General features: G+C 72.3%; 12 protein-coding genes. 3 read left to right on the plus strand and 9 right to left on the minus strand.

The annotated features are described in order from the left end of the window. Positions 1 to 89 precede the first annotated feature (89 nt). Positions 90 to 878 carry a LuxR C-terminal-related transcriptional regulator gene (locus IE326_RS15225; RefSeq protein ID WP_150228633.1) on the plus strand — a complete coding sequence of 263 codons (789 nt, stop codon included), beginning with the start codon at positions 90 to 92 and terminating at the stop codon, positions 876 to 878. Here IE326_RS15225 and IE326_RS15230 read toward each other — a convergent pair. Next, a complete protein-coding gene (locus IE326_RS15230) occupies positions 837 to 1,334 on the minus strand; it encodes a MarR family winged helix-turn-helix transcriptional regulator (RefSeq protein WP_030747991.1) in 498 nt (165 codons plus the stop codon). The genes IE326_RS15225 and IE326_RS15230 overlap by 42 nt on opposite strands. A gap of 162 nt (positions 1,335 to 1,496) precedes the next feature. On the opposite strand from IE326_RS15230, the gene IE326_RS15235 reads away from it, so the two are divergent. Beyond that, positions 1,497 to 2,336 carry a trans-aconitate 2-methyltransferase gene (locus IE326_RS15235; RefSeq protein ID WP_150228631.1) on the plus strand — a complete coding sequence of 280 codons (840 nt, stop codon included), beginning with the start codon at positions 1,497 to 1,499 and terminating at the stop codon, positions 2,334 to 2,336. Between the two features lie 85 nt (positions 2,337 to 2,421). Here the strand turns inward: IE326_RS15235 and IE326_RS15240 are convergent, their stop codons facing one another. The 4 genes from IE326_RS15240 to IE326_RS15255 form a co-directional block, all read right to left on the minus strand. Continuing rightward, positions 2,422 to 4,104 carry an FG-GAP repeat domain-containing protein gene (locus IE326_RS15240; RefSeq protein WP_229915341.1) on the minus strand — a complete coding sequence of 561 codons (1,683 nt, stop codon included), beginning with the start codon at positions 4,102 to 4,104 and terminating at the stop codon, positions 2,422 to 2,424. Between the two features lie 222 nt (positions 4,105 to 4,326). After that, positions 4,327 to 6,018, minus strand: coding sequence for an FG-GAP-like repeat-containing protein (locus tag IE326_RS15245; protein ID WP_229915342.1), 1,692 nt, complete (start codon positions 6,016 to 6,018; stop codon positions 4,327 to 4,329). A gap of 345 nt (positions 6,019 to 6,363) precedes the next feature. Continuing rightward, positions 6,364 to 7,041 carry a TetR/AcrR family transcriptional regulator gene (locus IE326_RS15250; protein ID WP_078955196.1) on the minus strand — a complete coding sequence of 226 codons (678 nt, stop codon included), beginning with the start codon at positions 7,039 to 7,041 and terminating at the stop codon, positions 6,364 to 6,366. Then, positions 7,041 to 8,024 (minus strand): acyl-CoA desaturase, encoded by a 984-nt coding sequence (locus IE326_RS15255; RefSeq protein ID WP_150228629.1) that lies wholly within the window; start codon positions 8,022 to 8,024, stop codon positions 7,041 to 7,043. Before IE326_RS15255 ends, IE326_RS15250 begins: the two co-directional genes overlap by 1 nt. A 241-nt stretch (positions 8,025 to 8,265) precedes the next feature. Between IE326_RS15255 and ppc the strand changes: the two genes are divergently transcribed. Continuing rightward, the gene (ppc, locus tag IE326_RS15260) at positions 8,266 to 10,995 is read left to right on the plus strand and encodes a phosphoenolpyruvate carboxylase (protein WP_190041768.1); all 2,730 of its coding nucleotides are present in this window, start codon (positions 8,266 to 8,268) and stop codon (positions 10,993 to 10,995) included. Positions 10,996 to 11,065: 70 nt separating this feature from the next. On the opposite strand, the gene IE326_RS15265 is transcribed toward ppc, so the two are convergent. The 4 genes from IE326_RS15265 to IE326_RS15280 all read right to left on the minus strand — a co-directional run bounded on the left by IE326_RS15265 (position 11,066) and on the right by IE326_RS15280 (position 13,995). Further along, a complete protein-coding gene (locus IE326_RS15265) occupies positions 11,066 to 12,040 on the minus strand; it encodes an LAVTG motif-containing sortase-dependent surface protein (protein WP_190041769.1) in 975 nt (324 codons plus the stop codon). 166 nt (positions 12,041 to 12,206) lie between these two features. Further along, positions 12,207 to 12,641, minus strand: coding sequence for a hypothetical protein (locus tag IE326_RS15270; protein WP_190041770.1), 435 nt, complete (start codon positions 12,639 to 12,641; stop codon positions 12,207 to 12,209). Between the two features lie 72 nt (positions 12,642 to 12,713). Then, positions 12,714 to 13,310: an aminoacyl-tRNA hydrolase gene (gene pth / locus IE326_RS15275; protein WP_150228623.1), complete on the minus strand. Its 597-nt coding sequence runs from the start codon at positions 13,308 to 13,310 to the stop codon at positions 12,714 to 12,716. Between the two features lie 91 nt (positions 13,311 to 13,401). Next, positions 13,402 to 13,995 carry a 50S ribosomal protein L25/general stress protein Ctc gene (locus IE326_RS15280; protein WP_150228621.1) on the minus strand — a complete coding sequence of 198 codons (594 nt, stop codon included), beginning with the start codon at positions 13,993 to 13,995 and terminating at the stop codon, positions 13,402 to 13,404. Positions 13,996 to 14,234: the final 239 nt, after the last annotated feature.

Here is a 14,234-nt window from a genome sequence, read left to right on the forward strand (position 1 = left end):
TCAGGGCACGGCGGCGGCCGCGCACCCGGCGGACCCGCCCCCGGCGCCGTACCGCGCCGGTCTCTCCTCGACATCTTGGGGGTTTGTCCGTGGCACGCATCCGGGTCCTGGTGGTGGACGACCACCGCGTCTTCGCCGAGTCGCTCGCCGCCGCGCTCGCGGCCGAGCCGGACGTCGACGTCTCCGCGGCGGGCAGCGGCCCCGCGGCCCTGCGCTGCCTGGAGCGGGGCCTCGCGGAGGGCCGCAGGTTCGACGTGCTGCTCGTCGACGCCGATCTGGGCACGGGTCCCGCTGCCCCGGCGGCCGCACCGGCCGGGCCGGAGGGAGAGCCCGCCGCGGACGGGATCGCCCTGGCCGCCGGGGTGCGCAAGGCGCAGCCCGCGGTCCGCACGGTGGTCCTCGCGGAGCGGGACGACCCGCGCAGGGCCGCGCTCGCGCTCCAGGCGGGGGCCTCGGGGTGGGTGGCGAAGGACTGCTCGCTCCAGCGGCTGCTCGCGGTGGTCCGCGGGGTGCTGCGGGACGAGACGCACCTGCCGCCGGCGCTGCTCACGGGGGTGCTGCGGGAGCTGACGGCGGCCCGGCGGCACCGGACGGAGAGCGAGCGGCTGGTGGAGTCGCTGACCCCGCGCGAGCGGGAGGTGCTGCGCTGCATGGTGGCGGGGCTGGGCCGGAAGGCGGTGGCGGAGCGGCTGTTCCTCTCCCCGCACACGGTCCGCACGCACACGCAGAACGTGCTGGGGAAGCTGGGCGTCCACTCGACGCTGGCGGCGGTCGCGCTGGCCCGGCGGGCGGGCGTGGGCCCGGCGCCGCTGGCGGGCCCGGTGCCCGCCCCGGCGCTAGCCGGGGACGTTGTCGAACGGGGCGGTCAGCCGGCGTAGCAGCCCGGCGAGCTCGGTGCGCTGGGGGCCGGAGAGCTGGGCGAGGATGGCCCGCTCCTGGGCGAGCAGTCCGGCGAGCGCCTCGTCGGCGCGGTCCCGTCCCTCGGGGGTGAGCCGGACCAGCACCCCGCGCCGGTCGCTGGGGTCGGGCAGCCGCTCGACCAGGCCCTTCTTGGTGAGCCGGTCGATCCGGTTGGTCATCGTGCCGGAGGTGACCAGGGTCTGGGTGAGGAGCTGGCCGGGGGAGAGCTGGTACGGGGCTCCGGCGCGGCGCAGCGAGGTGAGGACGTCGAACTCCCAGGGCTCCAGCTGGTGCTCGGAGAAGGCGAGCCGCCGGGCGCGGTCGAGGTGCCGGGCCAGCCGGGAGACGCGGCTGAGGACCTCCAACGGCTCCACGTCGAGGTCCGGGCGCTCTCGGCGCCATGCAGCGACCAGCCGGTCGACCTCGTCCTCCATGTGATCAGTGTAGTGGGTCTGTTGACATAAAGTCTCTTGCATTCGAGTTTCTCGATCTCGTGAATCTTGATGTAGAGATATACTTTCCGGGTGAGGGGGGAAGGGACCCGGCCGGAACCCGGTTCCGCTTGACCGACTCTCGCCAGCAAGGGGGCTTCGAACATGCATTCCGTCGAATCCGCGGCGGCCGCACCGGTATGGGACCCGCGGCAGTACCTGCGGCACTCCGTCCACCGCACCCGCCCCTTCCTCGACCTCCTCCACCGAATACCCCGGCTGCCCGCCCACGACCGCCCCGCCCGCATCGCCGACCTCGGCTGCGGCCCCGGCAACGTCACCGCCCTCCTCGCCGACCGCTGGCCCGACGCCCACATCACCGGCTTCGACCTCTCGCCCGAGATGCTCGAACGCGCCGGGAAGGACTGGGCGGGCACCACCGCCGGCGGCGGCTGGCTCGACTTCCGTCCCGCCGACGCCGCCCACTGGACCCCCGACGAGCCCTACGACCTGATCGTCTCCAACGCGGCCCTCCAGTGGGTGCCCGACCACCCCGAGTCCTTCGCCGCCTGGATCGAGGGCCTGCGCCCCGGCGGCACCCTCGCCTTCCAGGTCCCCGGCAACTTCACCGCACCCAGCCACGCCCTCCTCGGCGAACTGTGCGCCCGCCCCGAGTGGCGCGCACGCCTCGGCGACCAGGGCCGGCGCTTCGTCCACATCCTCGGCCCGGCCGAGTACCTCACCCGCCTCACCGCCCTCGGCTGCGAGACCGACACCTGGGAGACGGTCTACTGCCAGCTCCTCCGGGGCGAGGACCCCGTCCTCGACTGGGTCAAGGGCACCGCCCTGCGGCCCGTCCTCACCGCCCTCGGCGACGACCGCGAGGCCGTCGACGCCTTCCTCGCCCAGTACCGCGACCTCCTCCGCGAGGCGTACCCGCCGGGCCCGGACGGCACGGTCTTCCCCTTCCGGCGCGTCTTCGCGGTGGCCCGCAAGCCCCGCTGACCGGTCCCGGAGGGTCCCGGGAACACGGCGGCCCCGCACCGGAGGAGTCCGGTGCGGGGCCGCCGCGCTGTGCCGCCGGGAGGCGTCAGCCGATCTGGTTGTAGATCTGGAAGCCGGCGCCGTACCGCGCGCGGGTGGAGAACTTGCGCGGGGAGACGGTGAGGTAGCTGAACAGCTCGCCGCCGGTGGTGATGCCGACGATGTCGCCCTTGCCGTCCGAGTTCAGGTCGCCCGCCGCGGCCAGGTGCTTGTAGGTGCCCCAGCCGCTGCCGATCAGGTAGCGGGTCTTGAACGGCTTGGTGGCGTCGCCCGTGCCCGGGTACAGGTACAGGTCGCCGCCCGTGGTGCGGGCGAGCAGGTCGGAACGGCCGTCGCCGTCGTAGTCGCCGGCGCCGAACAGCTTGTTGTAGCCGCCCCAGCCGGAGCCCACGCGGATGCGGGTGGCGAACTTGTCGCCCTCGCCGTTGCCCTTGTACAGGTACAGGACGCCGCCGCGGTCACGGGCCAGCAGGTCGCCCTTGCCGTCGCCGCTCAGGTCGCCCACGCCCACGAGGGCGTTGTAGGCGTCCCAGCCGTAGCCGACGAAGTACGTCCCGTCGGTGATCAGTTCGCCGTCGAGGACCTGGACGGTGTCCTGGAGGTTGTCGGGGTTCAGCGACGAGATGGAGTTCCAGGTGAGGCCCTTCCACTCGGCGGGGTCGCTGGCGAGCTGGCGCGGGGTGATCGTGCCCGTCGTCGAGGGGCCGTACCAGTACATCGTGCCGCCCGTGTCACGGGCGAGGAAGCCGTTCTTGCCGGTGAAGGGGATGTTGCCGCCGCCGGCGAACTGCTCGATGCCCGCGAAGGAACCGTCGCCGCCGGCGTTGATGGGCGCGTTCAGCGTGCCGTTGCCCTTGCCGGTGTACAGGAACATCGCGCCCTTGTGGGTGCGGGCCCAGATGTCGCCGTTGCCGGCGGGCACGAGCTGGTTGTAGATGCCCCAGCCGCTGCCGACGGACTTGCGGGTGGCGAACGGCTTCGTCGTGTCGCCGGTGCCCGCGTAGAACCACAGGGTGCCGTTGCTGCCGCGGGCGTACAGGTCCGCCCTGCCGTCGCCGTTGGCGTCGCCGAGGCTGACGAGCTGGTCGTACTCGCCCCAGCCGGAGCCGACGAGGCTGCGGGTGCCGAGCGGCTTGGCCGGGTCGCCGGTGGCCAGGTACAGGTACAGCTGGCCGGCGGGGGTGCGGGCGATCACGTCCGCCCTGCCGTCGCCGTTGACGTCACCGGGCGCGACGATCTTGTTGTACGCCTGCCAGCCGCCGCCCACCGCGTACTCGTACGGGGTGCCGTACGGGGCGACGTCCTTGTACAGCGTCAGGGCGCCGTTCTCGGCGAGGACCAGCATCTCCGGCTCGGCGTCACCGGTCTGGTTGCCGATCGGGATGATGTCCTTGGGGACGTCCGTGCGGGCCAGGACGACCTCGTCGCCCTCCGGGCCGGCGGTGGTGTAGATCGCGTTGTCCACGGCGCGGAAGACCATGTCCTCGACGCCGTCGAGGTCCAGGTCGGACAGGAGCGGCGAGGTGGCCTCGGCCGCCTGGGCACCGGCCCGGGCGCCCTCCTGGGCGGGACGGACCAGCTTCGGCGGGGTGAAGGACGGGGTCTGCTTCTCGACCGTGGCGCGCGGCGCCGGGGTGTCGGCCGAGGCGGGGGTGGTGGCCAGCAGCATGCCGGCGGAGAGGGCGAGAGCGGTGCACGCGGCGACGCGGCGGCCACGCCCGGAGAACACGGAGCGCAAAAGATCCCCCCCTGGGGAACGAAGCGACGAATGAGGACCCAGAGGGGTTCGCGGCGTCTTCGCGCGCGTCTCGGCGCGCGAAGGGCGAACATCCCCCCGGACATGAGCGTGAGTCTATCCCCCGCCCCTGACACCGGGGCGAACGGTTTACGAACGGCCGTGCCCCGCACCGGTCGGACCGGTGAGAGGCACGGCGGACGGCCTCGAAGGGCGTCAGTTCATGAAGTTGTAGACCTGGAAGCCGGTGCCGAGCTGGACGCGCTTGGCGAAGGTCCCGGGCGCCGTGTTCGTGTAGCGGTACAGCGTGCCGCCGGGCGTCGCCGCCAGCAGGTCCGCCTTGCCGTCGGCGTTCAGGTCGCCGGGGGCGACGATGTGCTGGTACGCGCCCCAGCCGCCGCCGATCCTCTTCCGGGCCTTGAACGGCTTGCTCGCCGAGCCCGTGCCCGCGTACAGGTACAGGTCGCCGCCCTTGGTGCGGGCCAGCAGGTCCGCGCGGCCGTCGCCGGTGTAGTCGCCGGCGCCCAGGATCTTGTTGTACGCGCTCCACCCGTCGCCCACCCGGATCCGGGAGGAGAACGCGGTGCCGCGGCCGTTGCCCTTGTACAGCCACAGGACGCCGCCGCGGTCGCGGGCCAGCAGGTCGCCCCTGCCGTCGCCGCTCAGGTCGCCGGGGCCGGCGACGCTGTTGTAGGCGTTCCAGCCCCAGCCGATGAACGCGCCGCCCACGGACAGGCCGTCCTCGTAGATCCAGCCGAAGTCGCCCATGTTGTCCGGGTCGAGCGAGGAGAGGTGGAAGAGGTGGATGCCGTTCCAGCCGCTCTCGTCGGACGCCTGCTGCCGCGCGCTCAGCACGCCCCGGGAGGTGACGCCGTACCAGTACAGGTTGCCGCCCTTGGTGCGGGCGTAGAGCCCCGCCTTGCCGGTGTGCGGCAGGGCGCCGGAGTTCGCGAAGTGCGAGACGCCGGCCCAGCCGCCGGTGTCGCTGGCCTTGTGGCGCGGGGACAGGGTGCCGCCGCCCATGGGGTCGTACAGGTACATCGTGCCGTCCTTGTCACGGGCGGCGAGACGCCCGCTGCCCGCGAACACCAGCTGGTTGTAGGTGTTCCAGCCCTGGCCGATGAGCCGGCGGGTGGCGAGCGGCCTGCCGGGGTCGCCGGTGGCGGCGTAGAACCACAGGCGGCCGGAGCGGTCGCGGGCGTACAGGTCGCCCCTGCCGTCGCCGTTGGCGTCACCGACGCCGGCCAGCTGGTCGTACAGGTCCCAGCCGCTGCCGACCCGCTTGCGGGTGGAGAGCGGGCCGGTCATGTGGCCGGTGCCCGTGTAGAGGAACAGCTCGCCGCCGTGGGTGCGGGCCAGCACGTCCGCGCGGCCGTCGCCGTTCACGTCGCCGGGCGAGAAGACCTTGTTGTAGACCTGCCAGCCGGCGCCGACGGTCCGCTCGGTGTAGTAGCTGTCCCGGTGGGCGTCCTGGTACATGGTCAGGGTGCCGGTCTCGGAGAGGACGAGCACCTCGGGGCGGACCGAGGTGCCGCCCTGGTTGCCGATCGGAATGACGTCCTTGGCGACCTCGCCGCGGCCCGCCAGGAACTCGGCGCCGCCGCCGTCCGACAGGGCCGAGTACAGCTTGCCGTTCAGGGCGCGGAAGATGCTGTCTTCCCAGCCGTCGCTGTTCAGGTCGGCGAGCGGCTTGGTGTCGCCGGCCGCCGCGGCGGCGCCCGCGCGGCCCGTGGGCGCCGGGACGAGGGCCCGGGTGGGCAGCTCCACGGAGACGGACGGCTGCTCGGCCACGGGGCCGGGCACCGGGGTGCCGGCCGAGGCGGGGGTCGCCAGCAGCATGCCGGCGGAGAGGGCGAGGGCGGTGCACGCGGCGACGCGGCGGACGCGCCCGGAGAAAGCGGTACGCAAAGTGATCCCCCCCTGGGGAACGTGAGAACAGGTACCGGGACGGGGGTCCGCGACGCCTTCGCGCGGCACGGAAGGGGCCGCGTGCGAAGGGCGAACACCCCCCGGTGTGGGGGGATCATAGCCTTGATCGTTGAGGGGGCAACGAATCTTTTCGTGATCCGTCAAGTCGGCCCCGCGAGCCCGCGCGCGAGCCCTCCACGAGCCGGTCCCGCGCGCCCCGCGCGCCCCGGCCCCGCGAGCCCGCGCGCGAGCCCTCCACGAGCCGGTCCCGCGCGCCCCGGCCCCACAAACACCGGCGGCCCGGTCCCGCGCACCTCCGCGCGCGGGACCGGGCCGCCACCGGCCTCAGTTCTTCCGGTGCCCTATCAGCCGCGGCTTCTGCTCCATGCCGTCCAGGCCGTGCCACGCCAGGTTCACCAGGTGCGCGGCCACCTCGGCCTTCCGCGGCTTGCGGACGTCCAGCCACCACTGGCCGGTCAGCGCCACCATGCCCACCAGCGCCTGCGCGTACAGCGGGGCCAGCTTCGGATCGAAGCCCCGGGCCTTGAACTCCAGGCCCAGGATGTCCTCGACCTGCGTGGCGATGTCACTGATCAGCGACGCGAACGTGCCCGTCGACTGCGCCACCGGCGAGTCCCGCACCAGGATCCGGAAGCCGTCCGTGTACTTCTCGATGTAGTCGAGCAGCGCGAACGCCGCCTGCTCCAGGAGCTCCCGCGGATGCCCGGCGGTCAGCGCCCCCGTCACCCCGTCGAGCAGCTGGCGCATCTCCCGGTCGACCACGACCGCGTACAGGCCCTCCTTGCCGCCGAAGTGCTCGTACACCACCGGCTTCGACACCCCGGCCTTCGCCGCGATCTCCTCCACCGACGTGCCCTCGAAGCCCTTCTCGGCGAAGAGCGTCCGGCCGATGTCCAGAAGCTGCTCCCGGCGCTCGGCACCGGTCATCCTCACCCGCCGGCCACGCCGGGGCTTCTGCTCGCCGCTGCTGCTGGAACTGCCGTCGATCGCCACGCCTTCCATCATGCCGCGTCGGCGGGCGTCGCCTGGCGCCGGGCGTCGATACGCGACCGCGCGGGCCACCGCACGTCGCTCGCCCAGCCCGCCAGCTCGAACCAGCGGATCAGCCGGGCGCTGGAGTCGACCTGCCCCTTCAGCACGCCGTGCCGGGCCGAGGTCGGGTCCGCGTGGTGCAGGTTGTGCCAGGACTCGCCGCACGACAGGACCGCCAGCCACCACACGTTCCCCGAGCGGTCGCGCGACCTGAACGGACGCTTGCCCACCGCGTGACAGATCGAGTTGATCGACCACGTCACGTGGTGCAGCAGGCAGACCCGCACCAGCGAACCCCAGAAGAACGCCGTGAAGGCCCCCCACCACGACCACGTCACCAGACCGCCGACCACCGGCGGGACCGCCAGCGACACGATCGTCCACAGCACGAACTGCCGCGAGATCCGGCGGATCGCCGGGTCCTTGATCAGATCGGGCGCGTACTTGTGCTGCGGCGTCCGCTCCTCGTCGAACATCCACCCGATGTGGGCCCACCACAGGCCCTTCATCAGCGCCGGGACCGTCTCCCCGAACCGCCACGGCGAATGCGGGTCGCCCTCCGCGTCCGAGAACTTGTGGTGCTTGCGGTGATCCGCCACCCACCGCACCAGCGGACCCTCCACCGCCAGCGACCCCATGATCGCCAGCGCGATCCGCAGCGGCCGCTTCGCCTTGAACGAACCGTGTGTGAAGTACCGGTGGAAACCGATCGTGATCCCGTGGCAGCCGATGAAGTACATCGCCGTCATCAGCCCCAGATCCAGCCAGCTCACCCCCCACCCCCAGGCCAGGGGCACCGCCGCCACCAGTGCCACGAACGGCACCACGATGAACAGCAGCAGGGCCACCTGCTCGACGGAGCCCTTGCTGTCCCCGCCGAGCGTCGCGGAGGGCAGGGCCTGGGCCGGTGCGGATGCCTCGGAAACCGAGGTCACCTCGGGAGTGATGGTCATACGTGTCCCTGGGGATGAGGGGAAAGGGGGAGAGGGTACGGCGAAGAACGGGCCGAGGCTACGGCTCCGTAACCTACGGCGACGTAAGTATGGCAGCGCGACGGCGCGCGGCAAGAGGGCACAAGCGGGACCCTGCCCGCCGTCCAGGGAATGGACACCTATCCTGGGGACGTCGGACAGCGCGGTCCGCAAGCCTCCAGAACCCTCCAGACGTGCTCGAACACTGCAAGGAGCCGCACCTGTGAGCAGTGCAGACCAGACCCCCACGACCAACGCCGAGCTGCGCGCCGACATCCGCCGACTGGGCGACCTGCTCGGCGAGACGCTCGTCCGCCAGGAGGGCCACGACCTCCTCGACCTCGTCGAGAAGGTCCGCCGCCTCACCCGCGAGGACGGCGAAGCAGCAGCCGAGCTCCTCCGCGGCGTCGAACTGGAGACGGCCGCCAAGCTCGTCCGCGCCTTCTCCACCTACTTCCACCTCGCGAACGTCACCGAGCAGGTCCACCGCGGCCGCGAACTCCGCGAGAAGCGCGCCGCCGAGGGCAGCCTCCTCGCCCGCACCGCCGACATGCTCAAGGACGGCGACCCCGCCCACGTCCGCGAGACGGTCAAGAACCTCAACGTGCGCCCCGTCTTCACCGCGCACCCCACCGAGGCCGCCCGCCGCTCCGTCCTCAACAAGCTCCGCCGCATCGGCGCCCTCCTGGAGACCCCGGTCATCGAGTCCGACCGGCGCCGCCACGACCTCCGGCTCGCCGAGAACATCGACCTCATCTGGCAGACCGACGAACTCCGCGTCGTCCGGCCGGAGCCCGCCGACGAGGCCCGCAACGCCATCTACTACCTCGACGAGCTCCACACCGGCGCCGTCGGCGACGTCCTGGAGGACCTCGCCGCCGAACTGGAACGCGTCGGCTACGAGCTGCCCGCCGGCACCCGCCCCCTCACCTTCGGCACCTGGATCGGCGGCGACCGCGACGGCAACCCCAACGTCACCCCCCAGGTCACCTGGGACGTCCTGATCCTCCAGCACGAGCACGGCATCACCGACGCACTGGAACTCATCGACTTCCTCCGCGGCCTGCTCTCCAACTCCATCCGCTACACCGGAGCCACCCAGGAACTCCTGGACTCCCTCCAGCGCGACCTCGACCTCCTCCCCGAGATCAGCCCCCGCTACAAGCGGCTGAACGCCGAGGAGCCCTACCGCCTCAAGGCCACCTGCGTCCGCCAGAAGCTCCTCAACACCCGCGAACGCCTCGCCCAGGGCACCCCCCACCAGGAAGGCCGCGACTACCTCGGCACCGCCGAACTCATCCGCGACCTCACCCTCATCCAGACCTCCCTGCGCGAGCACCGCGGCGGCCTCTTCGCCGACGGCCGCATGGACCGCACCATCCGCACGCTGTCCGCCTTCGGCCTCCAGCTCGCCACCATGGACGTCCGCGAGCACGCCGACGCCCACCACCACGCCCTCGGGCAGCTCTTCGACCGCCTCGGCGAGGAGTCCTGGCGCTACGCCGACATGCCCCGCGACTACCGGCAGAAGCTCCTCGCCAAGGAACTCCGCTCCCGCCGCCCCCTCGCCCCCACCCCCGCCCCGCTCGACGCCGACGGCCAGAAGACCCTCGGCGTCTTCCACACCATCAAGGAAGCCTTCGAGCGCTTCGGCCCCGAGGTCATCGAGTCCTACATCATCTCGATGTGCCAGGGCGCCGACGACGTCTTCGCCGCCGCCGTCCTCGCCCGCGAGGCCGGCCTCATCGACCTGCACGCCGGCTGGGCCGAGATCGGCATCGTGCCGCTCCTGGAGACCACCGACGAGCTCCGCGCCGCCGACGTCATCCTCAACGACATGCTCGCCGACCCCTCCTACCGGCGCCTCGTCGCCCTCCGCGGCGACGTCCAGGAGGTCATGCTCGGCTACTCCGACTCCTCCAAGTTCGGCGGCATCACCACCAGCCAGTGGGAGATCCACCGCGCCCAGCGCCGCCTCCGCGACGTCGCCCACCGCTACGGCGTCCGCCTCCGCCTCTTCCACGGCCGCGGCGGCACCGTCGGCCGCGGCGGCGGCCCCTCGCACGACGCGATCCTCGCCCAGCCCTGGGGCACCCTGGAGGGCGAGATCAAGGTCACCGAGCAGGGCGAGGTCATCTCCGACAAGTACCTCATCCCCTCGCTGGCCCGCGAGAACCTGGAACTGACCGTCGCGGCCACCCTCCAGGCCTCCGCCCTCCACACCGCCCCCCGCCAGTCCGACGACGCCCTCGCCCGCTGGGACGCCGCCATGGACACCGTCTCGGAGGCCGCCCACACCGCCTACCGCAAGCTCGTCGAGGACCCCGGCCTGCCGGCGTACTTCCTCGCCTCCACCCCCGTCGACCAGCTCGCCGACCTCCACCTCGGCTCCCGGCCCTCCCGCCGCCCCGGCTCCGGCGTCTCCCTCGACGGACTCCGCGCCATCCCCTGGGTGTTCGGCTGGACCCAGTCCCGCCAGATCGTCCCCGGCTGGTACGGCGTCGGCTCCGGCCTCAAGGCCCTGCGCGAGGCCGGCCTCGAAGCGGTCCTCGGCGAGATGCACGAGCGGTGGCACTTCTTCCGCAACTTCCTCTCCAACGTCGAGATGACGCTCGCGAAGACCGACCTGCGGATCGCCCGCCACTACGTCGACACCCTCGTCCCCGACGAGCTCAAGCACGTCTTCGACGCCATCGAGGCGGAGCACGCGCTCACCGTCGAGGAGGTCCTCAGGGTCACCGGCGGCGAGAAGCTCCTCGACTCCCACCCGGTGCTCCAGCAGACCTTCGCCATCCGCGACGCCTACCTGGATCCGATCTCCTACCTCCAGGTCGCCCTCCTCGCCCGCCAGCGCGCGGCCGCCGAGGCCGGCGAGGAACCGGACCCGCTGCTCGCACGGGCCCTGCTCCTGACCGTCAACGGCGTCGCGGCGGGCCTCCGCAACACCGGCTGACGCCCCTGCCGCACGAAAAGAAGTGCCCCCGCGGGCTTCCCGCGGGGGCACTTCCGTGTGACGGGGCGCGTCAGTTCTGCGTGGCCTTGCGGCGGCGCATCACCAGGAACGCACCGGCCGCGGCGAGCGCCGCGGCGGCGGCGGCCAGGACGCCGACCGGCGCGCCGGCACCGGTCTCCGCGAGGTTGCCCTCCTCGGTGCCGCCCGTGGCGGAACCCGTGGTCGAGCCCGTGTCCGCGCCACCGGTCGTGGCCGCCCCACCCGTGGTGGAACCACCGGTCGTGGCGGTGCCACCGGTGGAGGTCGAACCCTCGGTGGAGGTCGTCTCGCCCGTGGCGGTGGACTCGCCGGTGGTGGTCTCGCCCGTGGTGGTCTCGCCCGTGGCGGTCTCGCCGGTGGTCTCACCGGTGGTGGTCTCGCCGGTGGTCTCGCCGGTGGTCTCGCCGGTGGTCTCGCCGGTGGTCTCGCCGGTGGTCTCGCCGGTGGTCTCGCCGGTGGTCTCGCCGGTCGTCTCACCGGTCGTCTCACCGGTCGTCTCGCCAGTGGTCTCGCCAGTGGTCTCACCGGTGGTCTCGCCGGTCGTCTCACCGGTGGTCTCACCGGTGGCGTTGCCCCCGGTGGTCTCCTCGCCCTCGGCGGCGCAGGTGTGGGAGAGCTGGAACTCGTCCTGCGGCGTGGTGCCCTTGATCGTGGCCGAGGCCGCGGTCAGCGTGGCGCCGGCCGGGGAAGCCACGTACGCGTGCTTGCCCTTCGGGTTGCCGAAGGTGCTGAAGTCCTCGATGACCTGCGTGCCACCGGGCTCGAAGGTGACCTCCAGCTTGACGAACTCGCCCTTGTTGCCGGGGAGGACGAAGTGCCAGCCGTCCTGGTTCGCGGGGATGCTGTCGGGGCACTCGCCCGGCTTGGCGTCGGCGGCCGTGAGCGGCAGCTTCTGGTTCAGCGTGATCTCGTTGTCGCCACCGGTCGCGGAGGCGGTCGGCGCCAGGGCCAGAGAGCCCGCCAGGGCCGCGACGAGCGTGGCGGCGGGTATGAGGGAGCGTCGCATGTGCAGTCGTCCATCTGTCGGGATGAGGGAATGCCGTGGGAGGTGGCGGACGCAGCCTATCCGTCCCTTTAAGCCACGCTTAACCCAGAGGCGCATAACGATCCCGCCAGGAACTGGTTGAATCCGGCCATACCTTCGGGTCCGTCACGGAGCGGGGACGGACCCGTCACAGAGTGAAGAACGCCGCCACCCACAGGGCCACGCCCGCACCCGCCATCCCCCACGCCGTCCGCCGCAGCCGCAGACCGCCCGCCACCAGCGGCGCCGCCAGCACCAGAGCCCCGCCGAGCGGCAGCCACGCGTGCAGCCCGCCGCCCCACCCCGTCCGCACGCCCTCGGCCGTCCCCGGCTTCACCACCACCGGGATCACCACACCCGGCCCCGCCGCCACCGACCGCTCGATCCCCAGCTCACGCGGCGGCCCGTCCCCCCGGTACCGCCCCACGCACCGCTCCTCCGTACAGCGCGACACCGCCAGCGTCCCGTGCTCACGCCCCTTCGCCAGCAGGACGTGCTGCGCCGAACCCCACGACGCCCACACCCCCGCCACGACGAGCAGGACGGCGACGAGGACCATGGCGGCGTTCCGGACGTGCGTCATGACCCGCGATCGTACAGTCGTACGGCCCCGGGACCACCGCCCGGGAACCGCACGCCCCCCGCGCACACCCGCTCAGGAGTTGTACGCCGACTGCGCCCGCTCCAGGCCCTCCGTCACCAGACACTCCACCGCGTCCGCCGACCGGTCCACGAACCAGTCCAGCTCCTTGCGCTCCGTCGAGGAGAAGTCCTTCAGCACGAAGTCCGCCACCTGCATCCGGCCCGGCGGACGCCCGATCCCGCACCGCACCCGGTGGTAGTCGGGACCCATCGCCTTCGTCATCGACTTCAGGCCGTTGTGCCCGTTGTCCCCGCCGCCCAGCTTCAGCCGCAGCGTCGCGTAGTCGATGTCCAGCTCGTCGTGGACCGCCAGCACGTGCGCGGTCGGCACCTTGTAGAAGTCCCGCAGCGCCGTCACCGGCCCGCCGGACAGGTTCATGTACGACATGGGCTTCGCCAGCACCACCCGCCGGTTCGCCGGACCCACCGGACCGATCCGGCCCTCCACCACCTGCGCCTGCGCCTTCTGCGCCCGCTTGAACTTCCCGCCGATCCGCTCCGCCAGCAGGTCCACCACCATGAAGCCGATGTTGTGGCGGTTGCCCGCGTACTCCGGCCCCGGATTGCCGAGGCCGACGATCAGCCAGGGCGCGTTCGCGTCGTCGGTCATCGCACTCTCCCCATTCACCAGACACAGAGAAACGGGGTGACGGACCGCAGCGCGGTCCGTCACCCCGTCACGTCGGACAAGAGCCTACGGCTCAGGCCTCGGCGGCCTCGTCACCCTCGGCGGCGTCGGCGGCCGGCTCCTCGGCCTGCGCGGCCAGGATCTGGATGACGACGGCCTCGGGGTCCGTCACCAGGGCGGCGCCCTTCGGCAGCGCGACGTCCTTGGCGTGGATCGAGTCACCGGCGGACAGGCCCTCGATGGAGACCGTGACGGACTCCGGGAGGTGGGTGGCCTCGGCCTCGACGGAGAGCGTGTTCAGCACGTTCTCGACCAGGAAGGCGCCCGGGGCCAGGTCGCCCTCGGTCTCGACGACGATCTCGACGGTGACCTTCTCGCCGCGCTTCACGAGGAGGAGGTCGACGTGCTCCAGGTCACCCTTCAGCGGGTCGCGCTGGGCGGCCTTCGGGATGGCCAGCTCGGAGCCCTTGCCCTCGATGTCCAGGGACAGCAGGACGTTCGGGGTGCGCAGCGCCAGCGTGGTCTGGTGCGTCGGCAGCGTCAGGTGGATCGGGTCCGAGCCGTGACCGTAGACGACGGCGGGGACGTTGCCGGAACGGCGGATCTTGCGGGCGGCGCCCTTGCCGAACTCGGTGCGGACGGCGGCGGCGAGCTTCACCTCGGACATGTGCACTCCTCGTAAGTGGTGGTGACGTCTGTGACTGTCACCCGGCCGCCGACTGGCGATGGCCTGCTACGAAGAGCGCGTCGATAACGGAGCGCCGACCCGAGAACGGGTACCGGCCTCCCTCGCCGAGCAACCCCGGCAGTCTACCCGCCCCCCTCCGGCCGCCCAAATGGATCACCCCGTCACACGCGGGAGGGCCGCCTCCCCCGGACGGGGAAGACGGCCCTCACCACGAAAGA

The sequence above is a fragment of the Streptomyces filamentosus genome, assembly GCF_014654895.1.
GTDB classification, from domain to species: domain Bacteria; phylum Actinomycetota; class Actinomycetes; order Streptomycetales; family Streptomycetaceae; genus Streptomyces; species Streptomyces filamentosus.

Bases quoted from the DNA above. Each gene is read 5' to 3' on its own strand.
- IE326_RS15230 (WP_030747991.1), bottom strand. From the start codon at position 1,334: ATGGAGGACGAGGTCGACCGGCTGGTCGCTGCATGGCGCCGAGAGCGC.
- IE326_RS15265 (WP_190041769.1), bottom strand. From the start codon at position 12,040: ATGCGACGCTCCCTCATACCCGCCGCCACGCTCGTCGCGGCCCTGGCG.
- IE326_RS15270 (WP_190041770.1), bottom strand. From the start codon at position 12,641: ATGACGCACGTCCGGAACGCCGCCATGGTCCTCGTCGCCGTCCTGCTC.
- IE326_RS15255 (WP_150228629.1), bottom strand. From the start codon at position 8,024: ATGACCATCACTCCCGAGGTGACCTCGGTTTCCGAGGCATCCGCACCG.
- IE326_RS15235 (WP_150228631.1), top strand. From the start codon at position 1,497: ATGCATTCCGTCGAATCCGCGGCGGCCGCACCGGTATGGGACCCGCGG.
- IE326_RS15250 (WP_078955196.1), bottom strand. From the start codon at position 7,041: ATGGAAGGCGTGGCGATCGACGGCAGTTCCAGCAGCAGCGGCGAGCAG.
- pth (WP_150228623.1), bottom strand. From the start codon at position 13,310: ATGACCGACGACGCGAACGCGCCCTGGCTGATCGTCGGCCTCGGCAAT.
- IE326_RS15280 (WP_150228621.1), bottom strand. From the start codon at position 13,995: ATGTCCGAGGTGAAGCTCGCCGCCGCCGTCCGCACCGAGTTCGGCAAG.